Below are 15,620 nucleotides of genomic sequence, written 5' to 3' on the forward strand. Positions count from 1 at the left end.
ACAGGTCAGCCGAGAAGTTTCTGGGCCAGCCAGCCGCCGGGCTGGAAGCCTGGTGGGAGGGCGAAGACGGCGGAGCCGATCGTGGTGGTCCACTCGTTCAGGGCGTCGGCCGCGTCCAGGCGGGCCAGCAGGGGGAGGAACTGGCCGGCGACGTCGGCCTGGTGGCTGAGGAAGATCAGGCCCGACTCGCGGTCGGGGCCGTTGTCCTGGACGTAGTTGAGGCCTTTCCGGAAGATCCGGCGGTCGTCGTTCTCCGAGTGATGTGAGAGCCGGGCGTGCGAGTTCTCAGCAATCATGAGCCGGCCGTCGGCGTCCCGGGCCTCGAGGTCCAGTTCGTCGTGCTCGGCGGTGCCGGTGAGCGGTGCACCGGTCGACAGTTTGCGGCCGACTGCGCGCTCCTGTTCCGATCGGGTCAGCTCGTCCCAGGTGTCCAGGTTCATCCGGATCCGCCGTACGACGAGCGTCGTACCGCCGCGGAACCAGTCGGGGCCGTCCGACGACCACACTGTGGTGTCGAACTCCGGCGTACCGACGGCCGGGTTGCCGGTGCCGTCGACCTGGCCGAACAGGTTCCGGCCGGTCACGGGCTGACCGTCGGAGCCGGTCCCGTTCCAGAACCCGGACTGCCGCCACAGCGGCGTGGCGAACGGCTTCGCGTCGGCAACAAGCCGCCGTACGGCGTGTACGACGCTCACCGCGTCATCCGCGCCGACCATCACCAGCAGATCCCCGCCGGACCAGGCCGGATCGAGACGATCGTGTTTCATCACCGGCAGATCATCGAGCCCGGCCGGCTTGCGCCCGGTCAGCTCGAAGATCCGCGGACCGAAGCCGACAGTCGTGGTCAGCGCCACGTTGGCTACCGCCAGCTCCGGTGCCGTGTCGCCAGGCGCCGGCCGCCCGTTGGCCAGGGCAACAATGTCGTTGCTCCACAACCGCATCAGCCGCCCGAGCGCCGCCCGGTCGGTGCCCGGCAGCAGCTTCAACCCCACCAGTTCCGCATGTTTCGGCGACGGAGCCGTGATGCCGGGCTGGTGCTCGCCGTACGGGCTGATCAGCCGCGCTGCGGCCTGTTCCTGAGGCTTGTCGTTGTCGAGGGCAATCACAGCGCCGCCGGAGACGGCCGCACCCGCGGCGGCCGCTCCGGCGTATCCGAAGAATTGTCGTCTGGTGGTCACTTCGCGCTGGGCGTCGGAGTCGGGTGGTAGTGCTCTTCCTCCTCGGTGAAGGCCTTGACCGGAACAGTCAGGTCGTGGGAGGTCCCGTCGGAGAACTCGAGCGTCACCGGGACCTCGTCACCCGGCTTCAACGGCTGTTTGAGGCCCATCAGCATGACGTGGTCGCCGCCGGGGGAGAGGTGCGTGTGGGAGGTGGCCGGGACAGTGATGCCGCCCGCCTTCTCCTGCATCACCATCTTGCCGTCCTTCACCGCCATCTCGTGCAACTGCACCATTCCGGCCACCGGAGAGGTTGCCGAGGTCAACCGGATGTCCGCGTTCCCGGGGTTGGTCAGCGACATGAACGCGGCCGTCATACCGGTGTCCTTCGCGCCGACCGTCGCCCGCACCCACGCGTCCTCGACCAGCACCGAGGGCGTGGACGCGGCGGCTTGGGTCGCGGGCTCCGGAGAAGATCCACAGGAGGACAGCAACACCGGGAGGGCGACGGCCAGCGCGGCCGTCAGCAACTTCAGCTTCACGGACAGGCCAACGACCATGACCCCAGGTGAGTTCCGGTGTCAGGCGATCCCGGCCGTGTCCCGGATCACCCCGACCTCAGTCGTCAGTCTGCGCGGTTGCCGTCTCGTCGTCGGGCTGGACGAAGTCCGGGTCGCCGCCCTCGTCGCCCGAGCGGGCACCCGCTTGGGCGAGATGGGACACCGACTCGAGCTCCGTGAGGACCGTCTGATGCTGGTCGACACACAAGACGACGAGATCGCCCCGGTTGGAGCGGGCCAGCGCATGCCGGACCGCCTCCAGCTCCTCCAGTTCGACGTCGACCTGGCGGCAGCGCGCGCCGTTCTCCATCGCGGCCCGGACACCCTCCACGACCAACGCCGCCGACTCACCGCGCTTGCGGCCGCGCAGCCGGGCGTCCTCGCGGACGACGACCACGTCGAAGTGCCGGGCCGCCACCTCGCCGAGCTCCCGCATGTCGTCGTCGCGCCGGTCGCCGGCCGTTGCGATCACGCCGATCCGGGACGGCCGGCCGAGCTCCGACGACGCGTTGAGGCTTTCGCCGAGCCGGTCGACGAAGTCACCGAGCATCCGCATCGCCGGCGCGTTGTGGCAGTAGTCGACGATCACGGTGCGGCCGTCGACGTCGATCTCGTTCAACCGGCCGGGGGAGAGGTAGTACGACGTACTGAACGTCCGCAGGCCCTGCCGGATGTCGTGCAGTGGCGCACCGGCGGCGAACGCGGCGGCCGCGGCGGCCATCGAGTTCTGCACGTTCATCATCGCCCGCCCGCCGAACGTTGCCGGCAGCAAGTGTGTCCAGGCCAGCTGCATCGACCGGCGGCCGTGCTTGACCACGATCATGTCGCCGAGGTCCGACCGCTCCAGGACGACGGCCCGCCCACCACGCCGGCAATGGCCCTCGATGTAGTCGCGCACCTCGCTGCCCGGCTCGGCCATGCTGAACCACACCACCTGGCCGGAGCACTTCCGCCGCATCTTGCGCACCAACGGATCGTCCGCGTTCAGTACGGCGTACCCGGTCCGCGGCACCGCCTCGACGAGCACCGCCTTCACGTCGGCCAGTTGCTCGAGCGTGTCCACGCCCCGCAGACCGAGGTGGTCGGGCTGGATGTTCAGCACGACGGCCACGTCGTTGCGCTCGTACCCGAGGCCCTCGCGCAGGATCCCGCCACGGGCCACCTCGAAGACGGCGAAGTCGACCCGCGGGTTCTGCAGCACCATCCGGGCGGACTTCGGCCCGGACGCGTCGGCGCGGATCACCAGCCGCTCGTCGATCACGATGCCGTCGGTCGAGGTCATCCCGACCTTGCGGCCGATGCCCTTGAAGACATGGCTGATCATCCGCGCGGTGGTGGTCTTGCCGTTCGTCCCGGTCACCGCGACGATCGGGATCCGGCTGGTCGCCCCCGGCGGGAACAGCATGTCGACCACCGGCTTCGCGATGTACTGCGGTTCGCCGATCGTCGGGTTGGTGTGCATCCGGAAGCCGGGTGCCGCGTTCACCTCGCAGATCGCGCCGCCGGTCTCGCGCACCGGCTGGGTGATGTCGGGGCAGATGAAGTCGATCCCGGCGATGTCGAGCCCGATCATCCGGGCCGCCTCCTCGGCGATCTCGACGTTCTCCGGGTGCGCCTCGAAGGTCCGGTCGATCGAGATGCCGCCGGTGGACATGTTCCCGGTCAGGGTCAGCTTGACCATGGTGTCTTCCGGCGGTACGTCGTCCAGCTCGAACCCTTGGCCGCGGACCAGTTCCCGGGCGGCGTTGTTGATGGTGATCCGGGTCAGGATCTTCTCGTGCCCGACACCGCGGCGCGGGTCGGCGTTGGTGATGTCGACCAGCTCGGCCACGGTGTGGATGCCGTCACCGACCACGTGCGCGGGCACGCGTTCGGCGATCGCTTCCATCCGGCCGTTGATGATCAGGCACCGGTAGTCCTTGCCGGTGACGAAGTTCTCCACGATCACCCAGCCGCGCCGGGACTGCTCGGCCGCGATCGGGAACGCCTCGCGGACGGCGTCCGCGTCCTGCAGGTTCAGGCACACGCCCCGGCCGTGGTTGCCGTCGAGCGGCTTGCACACCACCGGATACCCGATCTTCTGCGCGACCGCGACCGCTTCCTCGACCGTGCGGATCGACTCCGACCGCGGCACCGGCAGCCCGGCCGACGCGAGCAGCCGCGTGGTCAGGTCCTTGTCACTGGCGATGTCGACCGAGATCGACCCGGTCTCCGACGTCATCGTGGCCCGGACCCGCTTCGCGTGCACGCCCTGACCGAGCTGGACCAGGCTGGCCTTGTTCAGCCGGATCCACGGGATGTCGCGGGACACCGCCTCGTCCACGATCGCCTGCGTCGACGGGCCGAACGCGGTCCGCTCGGCCTGCTTGATGAACTTCTCCAGCTCGGTGGTGAAGTCGAATGCCGGGTCCGGCTGCACCAGGTGATTCACGAACCGGACGGCGAGGTCACCCGCGGCCAGTCCGACGAACTCGTCGGCGTACGCGTAGGTGATGTTGTAGCGGCCCGGGAAGCCCTTGACCTGGCGCGTCTTGCCGCGGCGCATGTCGTGGCCGGCCTCCTGCTGAAGCTGCAGGGAGACGTGTTCGGCGATGTGGCCGAGCCAGGTGCCCTCGTGCAGCCGCTCGATGAAGCCGCCTTTGCGGCCGCGCGAGCAGTGGTGCTGGTCGAGGCGGGGCAGGTACTCGAGCAGCCGCTCGGGGAAGCCGGGGATGGCGTTCGAGGGGAAGTTCTCCAGCGAGCCCAGATCGACGACGAGATGGATGGCCGGGTCGTAGCTCCACACGTTCGGCCCGCGGTACACACGGGTCTCGATGATCTTCAGGTCCGGGCTGGGGGTGCCGTGCGTTTCGGTCATGGGGCCTCCCGGCCTGGACTGAGGAGCGGAGGGAGCGAAGCGACTGGAGTGACGAGGGAAGGCCGGGAGCCAAGGCCCCATGACCGCGCCGTGCCGGAGGCGCGGCAATTCAGTACAGTCATTCGGTCTCACTGTCTGGTTGCTTGCGGTCGGAGGTGTCGTCGAGTTCGGCGCCGGCCGTGATCGGCTCGGTCGCCTCCGGTCTGGACTCCCCGGCCGCGGTGGCCCGTTTCGAGGCGCTGGCCGTCCGACGTCCCGCCCGCCGCTTGCGGTCCTCGTAGTACTTGGGTGACACCCCCTCGGCGGCGATCTCCTTGGCCAGCTTGCGCAGATCCGCCTCCGCGGCCTGCATCTCGGCGATCTCCTCGGCCGGCGGCTGCGGCCCGTACGACAGCAGCACGCGCGCCTGCAGGTCGAACGTCGCGGTCGCGGGCAACACATGCAGTACGACGCCCGACGCCAGGATCGGCTCGGACCGCTTGGCGTAGTGCGCGTTCGACGTGATCCGGCTGCCGTCGAAGATCGTCACCGCACCGCGGCCGACGACCTCCAGATGAGTACCGCGGACGACGGCCGCGGTGTCCTCGTCGACGCCGATGCCGAGCAGACCCGGGGACTGGGCGACGAGCGACAGCAGCCGTCCGTACCGGTTCCGCTGGGCGAAGTGCTGGTCGACGATCGCACCCTGGACCAGCCCGAGGCCCCCGGCCAGCTGACTCATCCGCTGTCGCGGGGTCGCGCCGGAGCGGCCGAAGGCGATCATGTGCTCGGCCAGGATGCTCGCGCCGGCCGACGTACCTCCGACCGCGGCACCGCGGGCGTGGGCGGCGGTGACAGCGCGGCCGAACGCCGTACCGGTGACGACACCGGCCAGCTTCAGCTGGTTGCCGCCGGTCATGAAGACACCGGTGGCGTCGTGCAGCGGCTCGATGAAGGCCGGGTCGTCGGCGTCCTCCCGGTTCTCCGGGCGGACGCCGACGACACTCTCGGCACCGAGGGCGGCGAACAGCGCGTGGTAGACGTCGACGACATCCGGACCGAGCGCGGACGCGGTCGGCACGACCACGATCCGGGCCTTCGGCCCGCCCGCCGCCTCGACGAACTCCTGCAGCACCGTCCGCTTCTTCAGCTTGTCCTCGGCGCCGCCGATGGCGAACAGGGCCCCCGGCCCACTGTTCACCCCACCCTGCTGTTCAGACATAGCCGAAGGATAGGTGGTCACCCCCGGTGCGGCCGTAATCCGGTCAGCGGGCGAAGGTGAGCCAGTTCAGGTTGACGAAGTCGGACGGCTGGCCGCTGGTGAAGGTGATGTAGACGTCGTGCACGCCGGTCACGCCGCTGATGTTGGCCGGGACGGTCCGCCAGGACTGCCAGCCGCCGGTGTTGGCGATGGCGAAGCTGCCGATCGGGGCGTTCGAGCGACTGCCGAGGCGTACTTCGACCAGTCCGCTGACCCCACCGGCCGCACCGGACGCGACCCGGGCGATGAATTGTGTCGCGGCCGTGCTGCCGAAGTCGAGCCCGCGGTAGAGCGCCCAGTCGCCGTTGCCGATCTGCATGAGGTTCTGGCCGCCGCCGGTGTCGGTGGTCGTCTCAACGCCGATGCTGGACCGTTGGGTCGAGGTCTCGGCCTGGACGGTGCTGTACGCGCTGGTGCCGCCGGGCGGAGGCGTGGTGGGCGGGGGAGTCGTGCCGCCGCCGCGGGACGTCACGGCCACGTAGTCCACGATCATCGGGTGACCTGGGACGGTCTCAGGCCGCGGGGTCGGCCCGTTGAGGGCGTCCGGGAAGGCGCCGCCGATGGCGACGTTCAGGAGGATGAAGTAGCCGGCGTGCGAGGTCATGTTCGTCCACGTGTCGGCCGGCAGTTGGCCTTGGCTGACCGAGTGGTACTGCTGGCCGTCGACGTACCAGCGCAACTGGTTCGGCGAGATGCTCGTGTCCCACTCGAAGCGGTAGGTGTGGAAGCCGGACTGGCAGCTGGAGCCCGGGCAGGCACGGCTGGCGCCGAGGCCGCTGGTCTCGTTGCACGGGCCGCCGGGGTTCACGCCGCAGTGCAGCACACCCCAGACGGAATTGATCCCGTTGACGTTCTCCATGATGTCGAACTCGCCGATCCCCGGCCAGTTCCAGTAGTTCCCCCGGTACGGCGCTCCGAGCGCCCAGAACGCCGGCCAGTAGCCGAGGGCCGCGTTGCCGGTGACATTCGGCATCTGGATCCGGCTCTCGATCGCGAGGACACCGCCGGCGGGCGGTTTGAAGTCGCTCTTGTGAGTCTCGATCCGGGCCGACGTCCAGTTGCCGGCCGCATCGCGGCGGGGCGTGATGCGCAGGTTGCCGGTGCCGTCGAGAGCGAGGTTGCTGGTGCTGTTCGTGTAGTTCTGGATCTCGCCGGTGCCCCAGTTTCCGGGGCCGCCGGGATAGCCGTGGCCGGTGTCGATGATCCAGTTGGCACTCGACGGCAGCGTGTTGCCGGGCCCGTCGAAGTCGTCACTCCAGACTGTGGTCCAGCCGGCCGGAGGCGGCGGCACGCTGGCTTGTGCCGCGACAGCCAGGGCGCCGGTGACGAGAAGTGGGGCGAGCAATGCGGTGAGCAAGGGGCGGGAACGCATAGCGACCTCCAGGGTTGGTGAGGTCTATGTGAGCGCTCTCATGGCGCGGTGTCAACAGCTCGTCACGGTCGGAGTTCAGTGCGTCCGACGATAGACCGTCGTACTGCGCCGGACCCGCATGCCGAGGCGTTCGTACATGCCGAGTGCGCCGGTCCCGGAATGTGTCCACAGGATGCAGTCGCGCCGCCCGAGCCGGTGGAACTCGGCGCAGGTGTCGTCGAGCATCGCCCGCGCCACGCCCTTGCCCCGCTGATCCGACCGGACGGCGAGTTGCTCGACGTACCCCTCGTCGGTCTCCGGGAGGTCGAGTGCGATCACGGCTCCGATGAGCTCGTCACCGGCGTACGCGAGGACCGAGGCGTTCGGGCGGAAGGTGGACCGCTCCACGGTCAGCCGGGTCCATTCGGCGTACGACTTCCGCCGCTGCTGGAACTCGCCGAAGGCGCCCTCGATCAGCTCGTACACATCGTGCGCCCGCGCCTCGTCGTACGGGCTGAGCGTGACGCCGGCCGGCAGGTTCCGCGGTCCAGGTGCCGTGATCGGGCGCTCCAGCAGCCAGTTGGTCGCGAGCACCTCGTACCCGCGCGAGCGGAGCAGGTCGGTCCCGGGCTTGTCCGCGTCGTCCACGGCCTGGGCCAGCCACTCGCTGCCCTCCTCCCGCGACCGTGCTTCCGCCCAGTCGAGCAGCGCCGTACCGATCCCGAGCCCCCAGTACGACGGATGCACGTCGATCTGGGCGCGTTTCCCCAGGTGCAGCCACGCCCACCCGGCCAGCTCGCCGTCGCCGGCCTCGACGACGAGGGTGTCGCGCTCGCGGTCCAGCTCGGGTCGCCGTAGATCCGCCGCGACCGCGTCCGGTACGACCTCGGCCCGGCCGTGCCAGCGGACCTCGCCCGCGGCCATCAGCCGGTAGATCGCTTCTGCGTCATCCATCGTCGCGGAGCGGCGCGCGAACCCCTGCGGCAACATGCCTCGATCATCGCGCACCCGCGCGCGAATCCGGGCGATTGGTCAGGCCGGGTTGTCCGCGTCGGCGGCTTCCACTTCCTCGCGGCTGATGCCCAGCAGGTACAGGATCGTGTCCAGGTACGGGTGGCTCAGGTGGGTGTCGGCCGCCGCCCGGACGACCGGCTTGGCGTTGAAGGCGACCCCGAGCCCGGCGGCCGCGAGCATGTCGAGGTCGTTGGCGCCGTCACCGATCGCGACCGTCTGGGACAGCGGCGTACCGGACCTCGCCGCGAACCGGCGCAATGCGACGGCCTTGCCGGCCCGGTCGACGACGTCGCCGATCACCCGGCCGGTGAGCTTGCCGTCGACGATCTCCAGCTCGTTCGCCGCGGCGTAGTCGATGCCGAGGTCGGCGGCCAGTTTGTCGGTGATCTGGCTGAAGCCGCCGCTGACGATCGCGAACTGGTACCCGAGCCGCTTCAGCGTCCGCACCAGGGTGCGCGCTCCGGGCGCCAGCTGGATCGCGCGGTACACCTCGTCGAGCGCGGACTCGGGCAGGCCCTCCAGCTGGGCGACCCGGTGATGCAGGGACTCGGCGAACTCGAGCTCGCCGCGCATCGCCCGGTCGGTGACCGCGGCAACTTCCGCCTGCCGGCCGGCGTGCCCGGCGAGCATCTCGATGACCTCGCCCTGGATCAGCGTCGAGTCGACGTCCATCACGATCAGCCGCTTGGCCCGCCGGTACAACCCACCGGCCTGGACGGCGACGTCCAGCTCCTGCCGGACACCTTCCAGCGCGAGCACAGTCCGGAGCGCTTCCGGATCGGCACCCGACACGGCGATCTCCATCGCGGTCACCGGGTAGCGCGCCATCCGGCTGATCCGGTCGATGTTCGCGCCGGTGTCGGCGATCCGGCCGGCGATCGCGGCCAGGCCGGCCGCGGTCAGCGGGTGCCCGATCACCGTCACCTGGCTGCGGCCCTTGCGCCGGGGCTCGTTGTCGCCGATGCCCTTCTTCACCGAGATGTCGACGTCGAGAACGGTCTCGAGCGCCTTCAGTTCCTCTTTGAGGGTCTTGTGATCGCGCGGTGCGGACACCAGCACACCGAGCACCAGGCGACCCCGGAGGACCACCTGCTCGGCGTCGATCACCTCGAGCCCGCGGGTGGCTAGCGTCGAGAGCACAGCGGAGGTCAGGCCCGGGCGGTCGGTACCGGTCAACGTGACCAGCAACGTCGGGCGATCGGGCGTTGGCGTCTCGAGCTCAGCCTGTCCAGTCATGGCAGGACGAACGGTACCCAAACGAGGTCAGCCGCGGACCGGCGGTCCACATGCCGCGACGAGGGCGCGGCGGGCGGCGGCAGCCAGTTCCGTCAGCGTCCGGCGGCGGGCGTCGGCCTCGGCACCGGTGACCGCGGCACCGTCGTCCTCGAGCGCCGCGTCGGCGATGGCCAGACACCGGCGAGCGGTGGCGGCGGCTTTCACCGCGCGCGGTTCGTAGCCGGGAGCAAGGTCGTCGTTCCGTCCGCTGCCGATCTTGCGAATGTCGATCAGCGCGTCCGCGATCTCCGGCTTCCACCGCGCGACGTCCAGGGCTGCGAGCGACTCGGCCGCGTCGATCAACGCCATCCGCAGGCCACGGTCGGCCTCCCCGATGTCGGCCGGCGGCGGACTCGCCGCCGCCATCACGGTCCACTGCACGGCCGGACCGACGTACGCCGGAACGAGCCCGACCTCGGCGCCCGTCAGGACGACGGCCTCACCCGTGTCGAGCGCGGCCTCGTTGAACACCGGCGGCCCGGCCAGCCCGATCGGATCGCCCGGGACCGGCAGGGCGAGGTGTGCCTGCGTGGCACCCGCCGCGCGCAACAGGTTGAGTGCGACCGGCAGCGTCGCCGGTGCCGGATGCGCGGCCAGGCCGGCGACGTGGTGGCCGACATCGTCGCCGAGAATCTTCAGGGCGGCGGTGTCCGGGTCGCAGGCGCCGGTCAGCATCGCGTTGGTCCACACGGTGAACCGAACCGAGGCGGAGGTCGTCAACACGCCCGCCAGTCTCCCACCACCCTGGTCGCCGTACGACATCAGCAGGCCGTGTGCGGGAGCGGGGGAGCGACCCCGTAGGTTTTGGGGCATGACTGCAGTGGTGGAGCTGGCCGAGGTGTCGATCGTTCGTGGTGGGGCGCGGCTGCTCGACGGGATCGACTGGACCGTCGACGAGGCCGACCGGTGGGTGGTGATCGGCCCGAACGGCGCCGGCAAGACGACGCTGCTGCAGATCCTCGCAGCCCAGATCCACCCGACCTACGGTGTCGCCGGGCTGCTCGGTGAGGTGCTGGGTGCGGTCGACGTGTTCGAGCTGCGGCCGCGGATCGGACTGACCAGCGCCGCCCTCGCCGACCGGCTTCCCCGCGGCGAACGTGTGTCGGATGTCGTGGTCTCGGCGTCGTACGCCGTACTCGGCCGCTGGCGCGAGGAGTACGACGAGTTGGACCACCAGCGGGCCAAGGAGCTGCTGACCGAACTCGGGATCGGCCACCTCGGCGACCGGACCTTCGGCACCCTGTCCGAGGGGGAGCGCAAGCGGGTCCAGATCGCCCGCGCGCTGATGACCGACCCCGAGCTGATGCTGATGGACGAGCCCGCGGCCGGTCTCGACCTCACCGGTCGCGAGCAGTTGGTCCGCTCACTCAGCTCGATCGCGACCGCGGCCGGCGCCCCCGCGATGGTGCTCGTCACCCACCACGTCGAGGAGATCCCGCCCGGCTTCACCCACGCCCTGCTGCTGAAGCAGGGCCGGATCGTCTCGGCCGGTCCGATGGACGAAGCCCTCACCTCCGAAACCCTCAGCGACACCTTCGATCTGGCCCTCTCCCTCAAGCAGGAAGACGGCCGCTACACCGCCCGCGCCCTCTGACGCGGGATCCCGCAGCACCCAGGGCGCGTCAAAGAACCGACCAAGGGCCCTGAACCTGGATAGGCTTGGCAAATGATGGATTGGCTGCGGGACAACATCTGGGCGGCGTGGCTGGCTGTTGCCGCCGTCCTCGGTCTGGCCGAACTGGCGTCACTCGACTTCACTCTGCTGATGCTGGCGGCCGGTGCGCTGACCGCTGCCGGGGTGAGCGCCGTCTTCCCAGGACTGCTCTGGCTGCAGATCGTCGTCGGTCTGATCACCTCCGCCGCGATGCTGGTGGCCATCCGTCCGTTGCTGGCCCGCAAGTTCCATCACGGCACCGAGCTGAAGACCGGCTCCGCGCACGTCATCGGCCGGACCGGCACCGTGGTCAAGGAGATCCATCCGGACGGCGGCGGTTCGATCCGGCTCGGTGGTGACCTGTGGACGGCCCGCCCGTTCGACGAGGTGTCCACGATCCCGCCGGGCACGCGGGTGGAGATCATGTCGATCGACGGCGCCACCGCCGTCGTCTATCCGGTCGGCGACTCGCTCCATCAACTCAGCGACCCGCGGCCCACCCAGGACCCGAATCCCACCGACCCGCCGCAGAGCTGACGCCGGTCATGGGGCCTCCCGGCCTGGACCGAGGAGCGCAGGGAGCGAAGCGACTGGAGTGACGAGGGAAGGCCGGGAGCCAAGGCCCCATGACCACGCCGGCGCCGGAGGCCCGGCCAAGGCGCAGTACTGTCGGTTACGGAGGACGACAGAAGTACCTGCGTGATCAGGCAGCCGACGCGCCGGGGAACCGGTACGGCGAGTGGACCGTCCATAGGAAAGACTGTCCGTCCTGAGGGTTCTGTCGAGTGGAGGGTCTAGTGACCGCGTTCCTCGTAGTGTTGGCTTTGGTCGCCTTGCTGGTGATCGTCACACTGATCAAGTCCGTCCGGGTGGTGCAGCAGCAGACCGTCGGGATCGTCGAGCGGTTCGGCAAGTTCAAGACGGGTCTGCAACCCGGCCTGAACCTGTTGACGCCGTTCGTCGACAAGGTCCGCTACACCATCGACATGCGCGAGCAGGTCGTCGCGTTCCCGCCGCAGGGCGTCATCACCGAGGACAACCTGATGGTGTCGATCGACTCCGTCATCTACTTCCAGGTGAACGACCCGGTCCGGGCCACGTACGAGATCTCCAACTACATCCAGGCGATCGAGCAGCTGACCATGACGACGCTGCGCAACATCATCGGTGGCATGGACCTGGAGCAGACGCTGACGTCTCGTGAGGAGATCAACGAGAAGCTCCGGTACGTGCTGGACGAGGCGACCGGCAAGTGGGGGATCCGGGTCAACCGGGTCGAGCTGCGCTCGATCGACCCGCCGCCGTCGATCCAGGACTCGATGGAGAAGCAGATGCGCGCCGACCGCGACAAGCGCGCCGCGATCCTGACCGCCGAGGGTATGCGGCAGTCCGCCGTTCTGTCGGCCGAGGGTCAGAAGCAGTCCGCGATCCTCACCGCCCAGGGTGACAAGGAGTCCCGGATCCTGCGCGCCCAGGCCGAGCGGGAGGCCCGGATCCTGAAGGCCCAGGGTGAGGCGCAGGCCATCACCACGGTCTTCAACGCGATCCACGCCGGCAAGCCGGACCAGGGCCTGCTCGCCTACCAGTACCTGCAGATGCTCCCGTCGATCGCTCAGGGCGACGCGAACAAGCTGTGGATCGTGCCGAGCGAGATCGGCGACGCGCTCAAGGGTCTGGGCAGTGCGGTCGGCCAGGTGGCCGGTATCCCGCAGAAGGCCGAGGGCTCGTGGGAAGCGCCGGAGCTCGCCAACGGTGAGGTCGCGGCGATCGACGCCGGCGCCGACCTGACTGCGCCGGATGCCGCGGTGGTCGAGGCCGACAACGCGGTCGCGGAAGCGATCGCCGCGGCGCAGAATGCGGCCGTCAGCACCCGCAGCCAGCAGCCGCCGCCCGCGGCCGGCCAGAGCCCGATCAGCCAGAACCCCATCGGGCAGAGCCCGGAGCCGCCGGTGCCGCCGTCGCCCGAGCCGCCGCTGGAGCGCTGAAGACGCTGAAAACAAAGCCCTCCCAGGACATCCTGGGAGGGCTTTGTGCTGCCGGTGCCGAGATGTAACGATCGAAGGTTGTCTGCTCAACGGACGGACTGCTGAGCGGAGCGACCGGTCAGGTGCGTAAAGTCTGGCAGCGATGACATGGTTCGAGGCGCTGTTCGTCCTGGTGGCGGGGGTAGGCGCGGGCACGATCAACGCCGTGGTGGGGTCGGGCACGCTGCTGACCTTCCCCGCACTCCTTGCCGTCGGCATCCCACCGGTGCTGGCCAACGTCAGCAACAGCGTCGGTCTGGCCCCCGGTACGGCGGCCGGCGCGATCGGCTACCGGCGAGAGCTCGAGGGCCAGCGCGGCCGGATGATCCGGCTGATCCCGGCCTCGCTGATCGGCGGCATCGTCGGGGCGGTCCTGCTGCTGACCCTGCCCGACTCCGCGTTCCATGCCGTCGTGCCGGTGCTGATCCTGCTCGGGTGTGTGCTGGTCGCGCTGCAGCCGTGGCTGAAGAAGTGGATCAGTGTCCCCGCGCATGCCCATCGCGGTGCCTGGTGGGTGATCCCCGCGGTGTTTGCCACCGGCATCTACGGCGGGTACTTCGGTGCCGCCCAGGGGGTGCTGCTGATGGCGATCCTCGGCCTCGGCCTGGATCCGGACCTGCAGCGGATGAACGGTCTGAAGAACGTCCTCGCGACCGTCGTGAACTCGGTCGCCGCGGTGCTGTTCATCATCGTCGCCGATGTCGACTGGCTGGCCGCCGGCCTGATCGCGGTCGGCTCCACCTTCGGCGGGTTCCTCGGCGCCCGCTACGGCCGCAGGCTCCCGCCGGTCGCGCTGCGCGTCCTGATCGTCTGCATCGGCATCGTCGCCATCGTCACGATGGTGTTCTGACCTCGAGGCCCGCCAGCAGCAGGTCCAGGCCGTAGTCGAACTGTTCGTCGCCGCCCGTGGTCCGGGCCAGCTCCGGCGCAAGGTCGACCACGGTCGGGAAGTCCAGGCCCGAGAGCGACTCCATCGTCGTCCGGAGTCGTCGCCACGAGTCCGGGTCCCGGCGCTCGGCGGCCATCTGGATCTCCCAGGACGTTGCCCCGAGCACGTAGGTGAACAAGGTGGTGTGGGTCCGCGCCGCCGTCTCCGGGTCGAACCCGGCCGACCGCAGGACGCCCAGCAGGCCCTCGGCGACCCGCGCCGTCTCGTGCCCGCTCAACGGCCGGCCGGCCAGTAGTTGCGCGAGGCAAGGATGCTGGAGCATCAGCAGGCGCAGGCTCCGGCACACCGCCCGCACCTGGTCGGGCCACGCCACCTCCTGCGGTACGGCGGGCAGCAGACCCATCAGGTGGTCGCGGACGGCGTCGTACAGGTCGTCCTTGTTGCGGAAGTAGGTGTAGAGCGCCATCGGGCCGACACCCAGCTCCGCGGCCACCCCGCGCAGGCTGAACGCGTCCGTGCCCTTGGACTCCATCAGCTCGAGAGCGGTCCGCACGATCAGCTCGGAGCTCAGCGTGTTGCGCGGCGTCCGCGCCATGTGACGCACCTCCCTTCGACGTTCATAACGTACAGTGTATAGTACGGTGTATGCGAGCCATTCAGATCACCGAGTTCGGCGGGCCCGAGGTCCTCACGGTCAGCGACGTACCGGAGCCGGTCGCCGGTGCCGGGCAGGTCCTGATCACGGTCGATCGGGCCGGTATCAACTACGCGGACACCCACCAGGTCGAGAACAGCTATCTGTCCAAGACCGAGCTGCCGCTGATCCCGGGCGGTGAGGTCGTCGGCCGGACGGCGGATGGCCGTCGCGTGGTCGCGCTCGTCGGGTCCGGCGGGTACGCCGAGAAGGCGGTGGCCCACGCGCCGTACGCCTTCGACGTACCGGAAGGTGTCAGTGACGGCGCGGCGCTCGCGCTGGTACTGCAGGGCACGACGGCCTGGCACCTGCTGAAGACGTCGACGCATCTGCAGCCTGGTGAGTCCGTGCTGGTGCACGCCGGCGCCGGTGGTGTCGGGTCCCTCGCCGTACAGCTCGCGAAGCTGTGGGGTGCGGGCCGGGTGATCGCGACCGCGTCCACCGAGGAGAAGCGCAAGCAGGTGCTCGAGCTCGGTGCCGATGCGGCGATCGACGGCGAGCCGGAAGGTCTGAAGGACCGCATCCTCGAGGCGAACGGCGGCAAGCCGGTCGACATCGTGCTGGAGATGGTCGGTGGACCGACGTTCGACGAGTCCTTCGCGGCACTCGGTCGCTTCGGCCGCCTGGTCACCTTCGGTGCCGCGTCCCGCCAGGCCGCCGCGCCGATCGACGCGAGCCGGCTGATGAAGGGCTCGAAGACGATCGCCGGCTTCTGGCTGGCCGACTGCTTCCGGGACCCGGCACTGCTGGGCGACCCGCTGGCCGAACTGTTCGACCTGTCCGCGAGCGGCAAGCTCACCCCGATCGTCGGTGGCGACTACCCGTTGTCCGACGTCGCCTCCGCCCACGAAGACCTACGAGCCCGGCGGACCGTCGGCAAGCTCGTCCTCGACCCCACCCGCTGA

Annotated in this window: 14 protein-coding genes; 5 read left to right on the top strand and 9 right to left on the bottom strand. The window is 69.7% G+C overall.

Annotation, left to right across the window (positions count from 1 at the left end; genetic code table 11):
- Positions 1–5 precede the first annotated feature (5 nt).
- The 8 genes from ACGFIF_RS05865 to ACGFIF_RS05900 form a co-directional block, all read right to left on the bottom strand.
- On the bottom strand, positions 6–1,178 hold the full coding sequence (locus tag ACGFIF_RS05865; RefSeq protein WP_393151884.1) for a Dyp-type peroxidase: 1,173 nt from the start codon (positions 1,176–1,178) through the stop codon (positions 6–8).
- The gene (locus tag ACGFIF_RS05870; protein WP_393151886.1) at positions 1,175–1,717 is read right to left on the bottom strand and encodes a copper chaperone PCu(A)C; all 543 of its coding nucleotides are present in this window, start codon (positions 1,715–1,717) and stop codon (positions 1,175–1,177) included. Before ACGFIF_RS05870 ends, ACGFIF_RS05865 begins: the two co-directional genes overlap by 4 nt.
- Before the next feature lie 58 nt (positions 1,718–1,775).
- Positions 1,776–4,574, bottom strand: a complete 2,799-nt coding sequence (gene cphA, locus ACGFIF_RS05875; protein WP_393151888.1) for a cyanophycin synthetase — start codon at positions 4,572–4,574, stop codon at positions 1,776–1,778.
- 118 nt (positions 4,575–4,692) lie between these two features.
- On the bottom strand, positions 4,693–5,775 hold the full coding sequence (locus ACGFIF_RS05880) for a cyanophycinase (RefSeq protein WP_393151890.1): 1,083 nt from the start codon (positions 5,773–5,775) through the stop codon (positions 4,693–4,695).
- A gap of 43 nt (positions 5,776–5,818) precedes the next feature.
- Positions 5,819–7,186 carry a carbohydrate-binding protein gene (locus tag ACGFIF_RS05885; protein WP_393151892.1) on the bottom strand — a complete coding sequence of 456 codons (1,368 nt, stop codon included), beginning with the start codon at positions 7,184–7,186 and terminating at the stop codon, positions 5,819–5,821.
- Between the two features lie 75 nt (positions 7,187–7,261).
- Positions 7,262–8,155, bottom strand: a complete 894-nt coding sequence (locus ACGFIF_RS05890; RefSeq protein ID WP_393151894.1) for a GNAT family N-acetyltransferase — start codon at positions 8,153–8,155, stop codon at positions 7,262–7,264.
- 42 nt (positions 8,156–8,197) lie between these two features.
- Complete coding sequence (gene serB / locus ACGFIF_RS05895; RefSeq protein ID WP_393151896.1) at positions 8,198–9,415, bottom strand: phosphoserine phosphatase SerB; 1,218 nt, start codon at positions 9,413–9,415, stop codon at positions 8,198–8,200.
- A gap of 27 nt (positions 9,416–9,442) precedes the next feature.
- Positions 9,443–10,177, bottom strand: coding sequence for a hypothetical protein (locus ACGFIF_RS05900; protein ID WP_393151898.1), 735 nt, complete (start codon positions 10,175–10,177; stop codon positions 9,443–9,445).
- An 88-nt stretch (positions 10,178–10,265) separates the two neighbouring features.
- On the opposite strand from ACGFIF_RS05900, the gene ACGFIF_RS05905 reads away from it, so the two are divergent.
- The 4 genes from ACGFIF_RS05905 (at position 10,266) to ACGFIF_RS05920 (ending at position 13,982) form a co-directional block, all read left to right on the top strand.
- On the top strand, positions 10,266–11,048 hold the full coding sequence (locus tag ACGFIF_RS05905) for an ABC transporter ATP-binding protein (protein WP_393151900.1): 783 nt from the start codon (positions 10,266–10,268) through the stop codon (positions 11,046–11,048).
- 72 nt (positions 11,049–11,120) lie between these two features.
- The gene (locus ACGFIF_RS05910) at positions 11,121–11,645 is read left to right on the top strand and encodes an NfeD family protein (protein ID WP_393151902.1); all 525 of its coding nucleotides are present in this window, start codon (positions 11,121–11,123) and stop codon (positions 11,643–11,645) included.
- A gap of 260 nt (positions 11,646–11,905) precedes the next feature.
- The gene (locus ACGFIF_RS05915; protein WP_393151904.1) at positions 11,906–13,093 is read left to right on the top strand and encodes an SPFH domain-containing protein; all 1,188 of its coding nucleotides are present in this window, start codon (positions 11,906–11,908) and stop codon (positions 13,091–13,093) included.
- Between the two features lie 142 nt (positions 13,094–13,235).
- Positions 13,236–13,982: a sulfite exporter TauE/SafE family protein gene (locus ACGFIF_RS05920; RefSeq protein WP_393151906.1), complete on the top strand. Its 747-nt coding sequence runs from the start codon at positions 13,236–13,238 to the stop codon at positions 13,980–13,982.
- Here ACGFIF_RS05920 and ACGFIF_RS05925 read toward each other — a convergent pair.
- Complete coding sequence (locus ACGFIF_RS05925; protein WP_393151908.1) at positions 13,966–14,616, bottom strand: TetR/AcrR family transcriptional regulator; 651 nt, start codon at positions 14,614–14,616, stop codon at positions 13,966–13,968. The two genes, ACGFIF_RS05920 and ACGFIF_RS05925, sit on opposite strands and share 17 nt — an antisense overlap.
- A gap of 50 nt (positions 14,617–14,666) precedes the next feature.
- On the opposite strand from ACGFIF_RS05925, the gene ACGFIF_RS05930 reads away from it, so the two are divergent.
- A complete protein-coding gene (locus tag ACGFIF_RS05930) occupies positions 14,667–15,620 on the top strand; it encodes a zinc-binding alcohol dehydrogenase family protein (RefSeq protein ID WP_393151910.1) in 954 nt (317 codons plus the stop codon).

It is taken from the genome of Kribbella sp. NPDC049174 (assembly GCF_043197365.1).
GTDB lineage: Bacteria > Actinomycetota > Actinomycetes > Propionibacteriales > Kribbellaceae > Kribbella.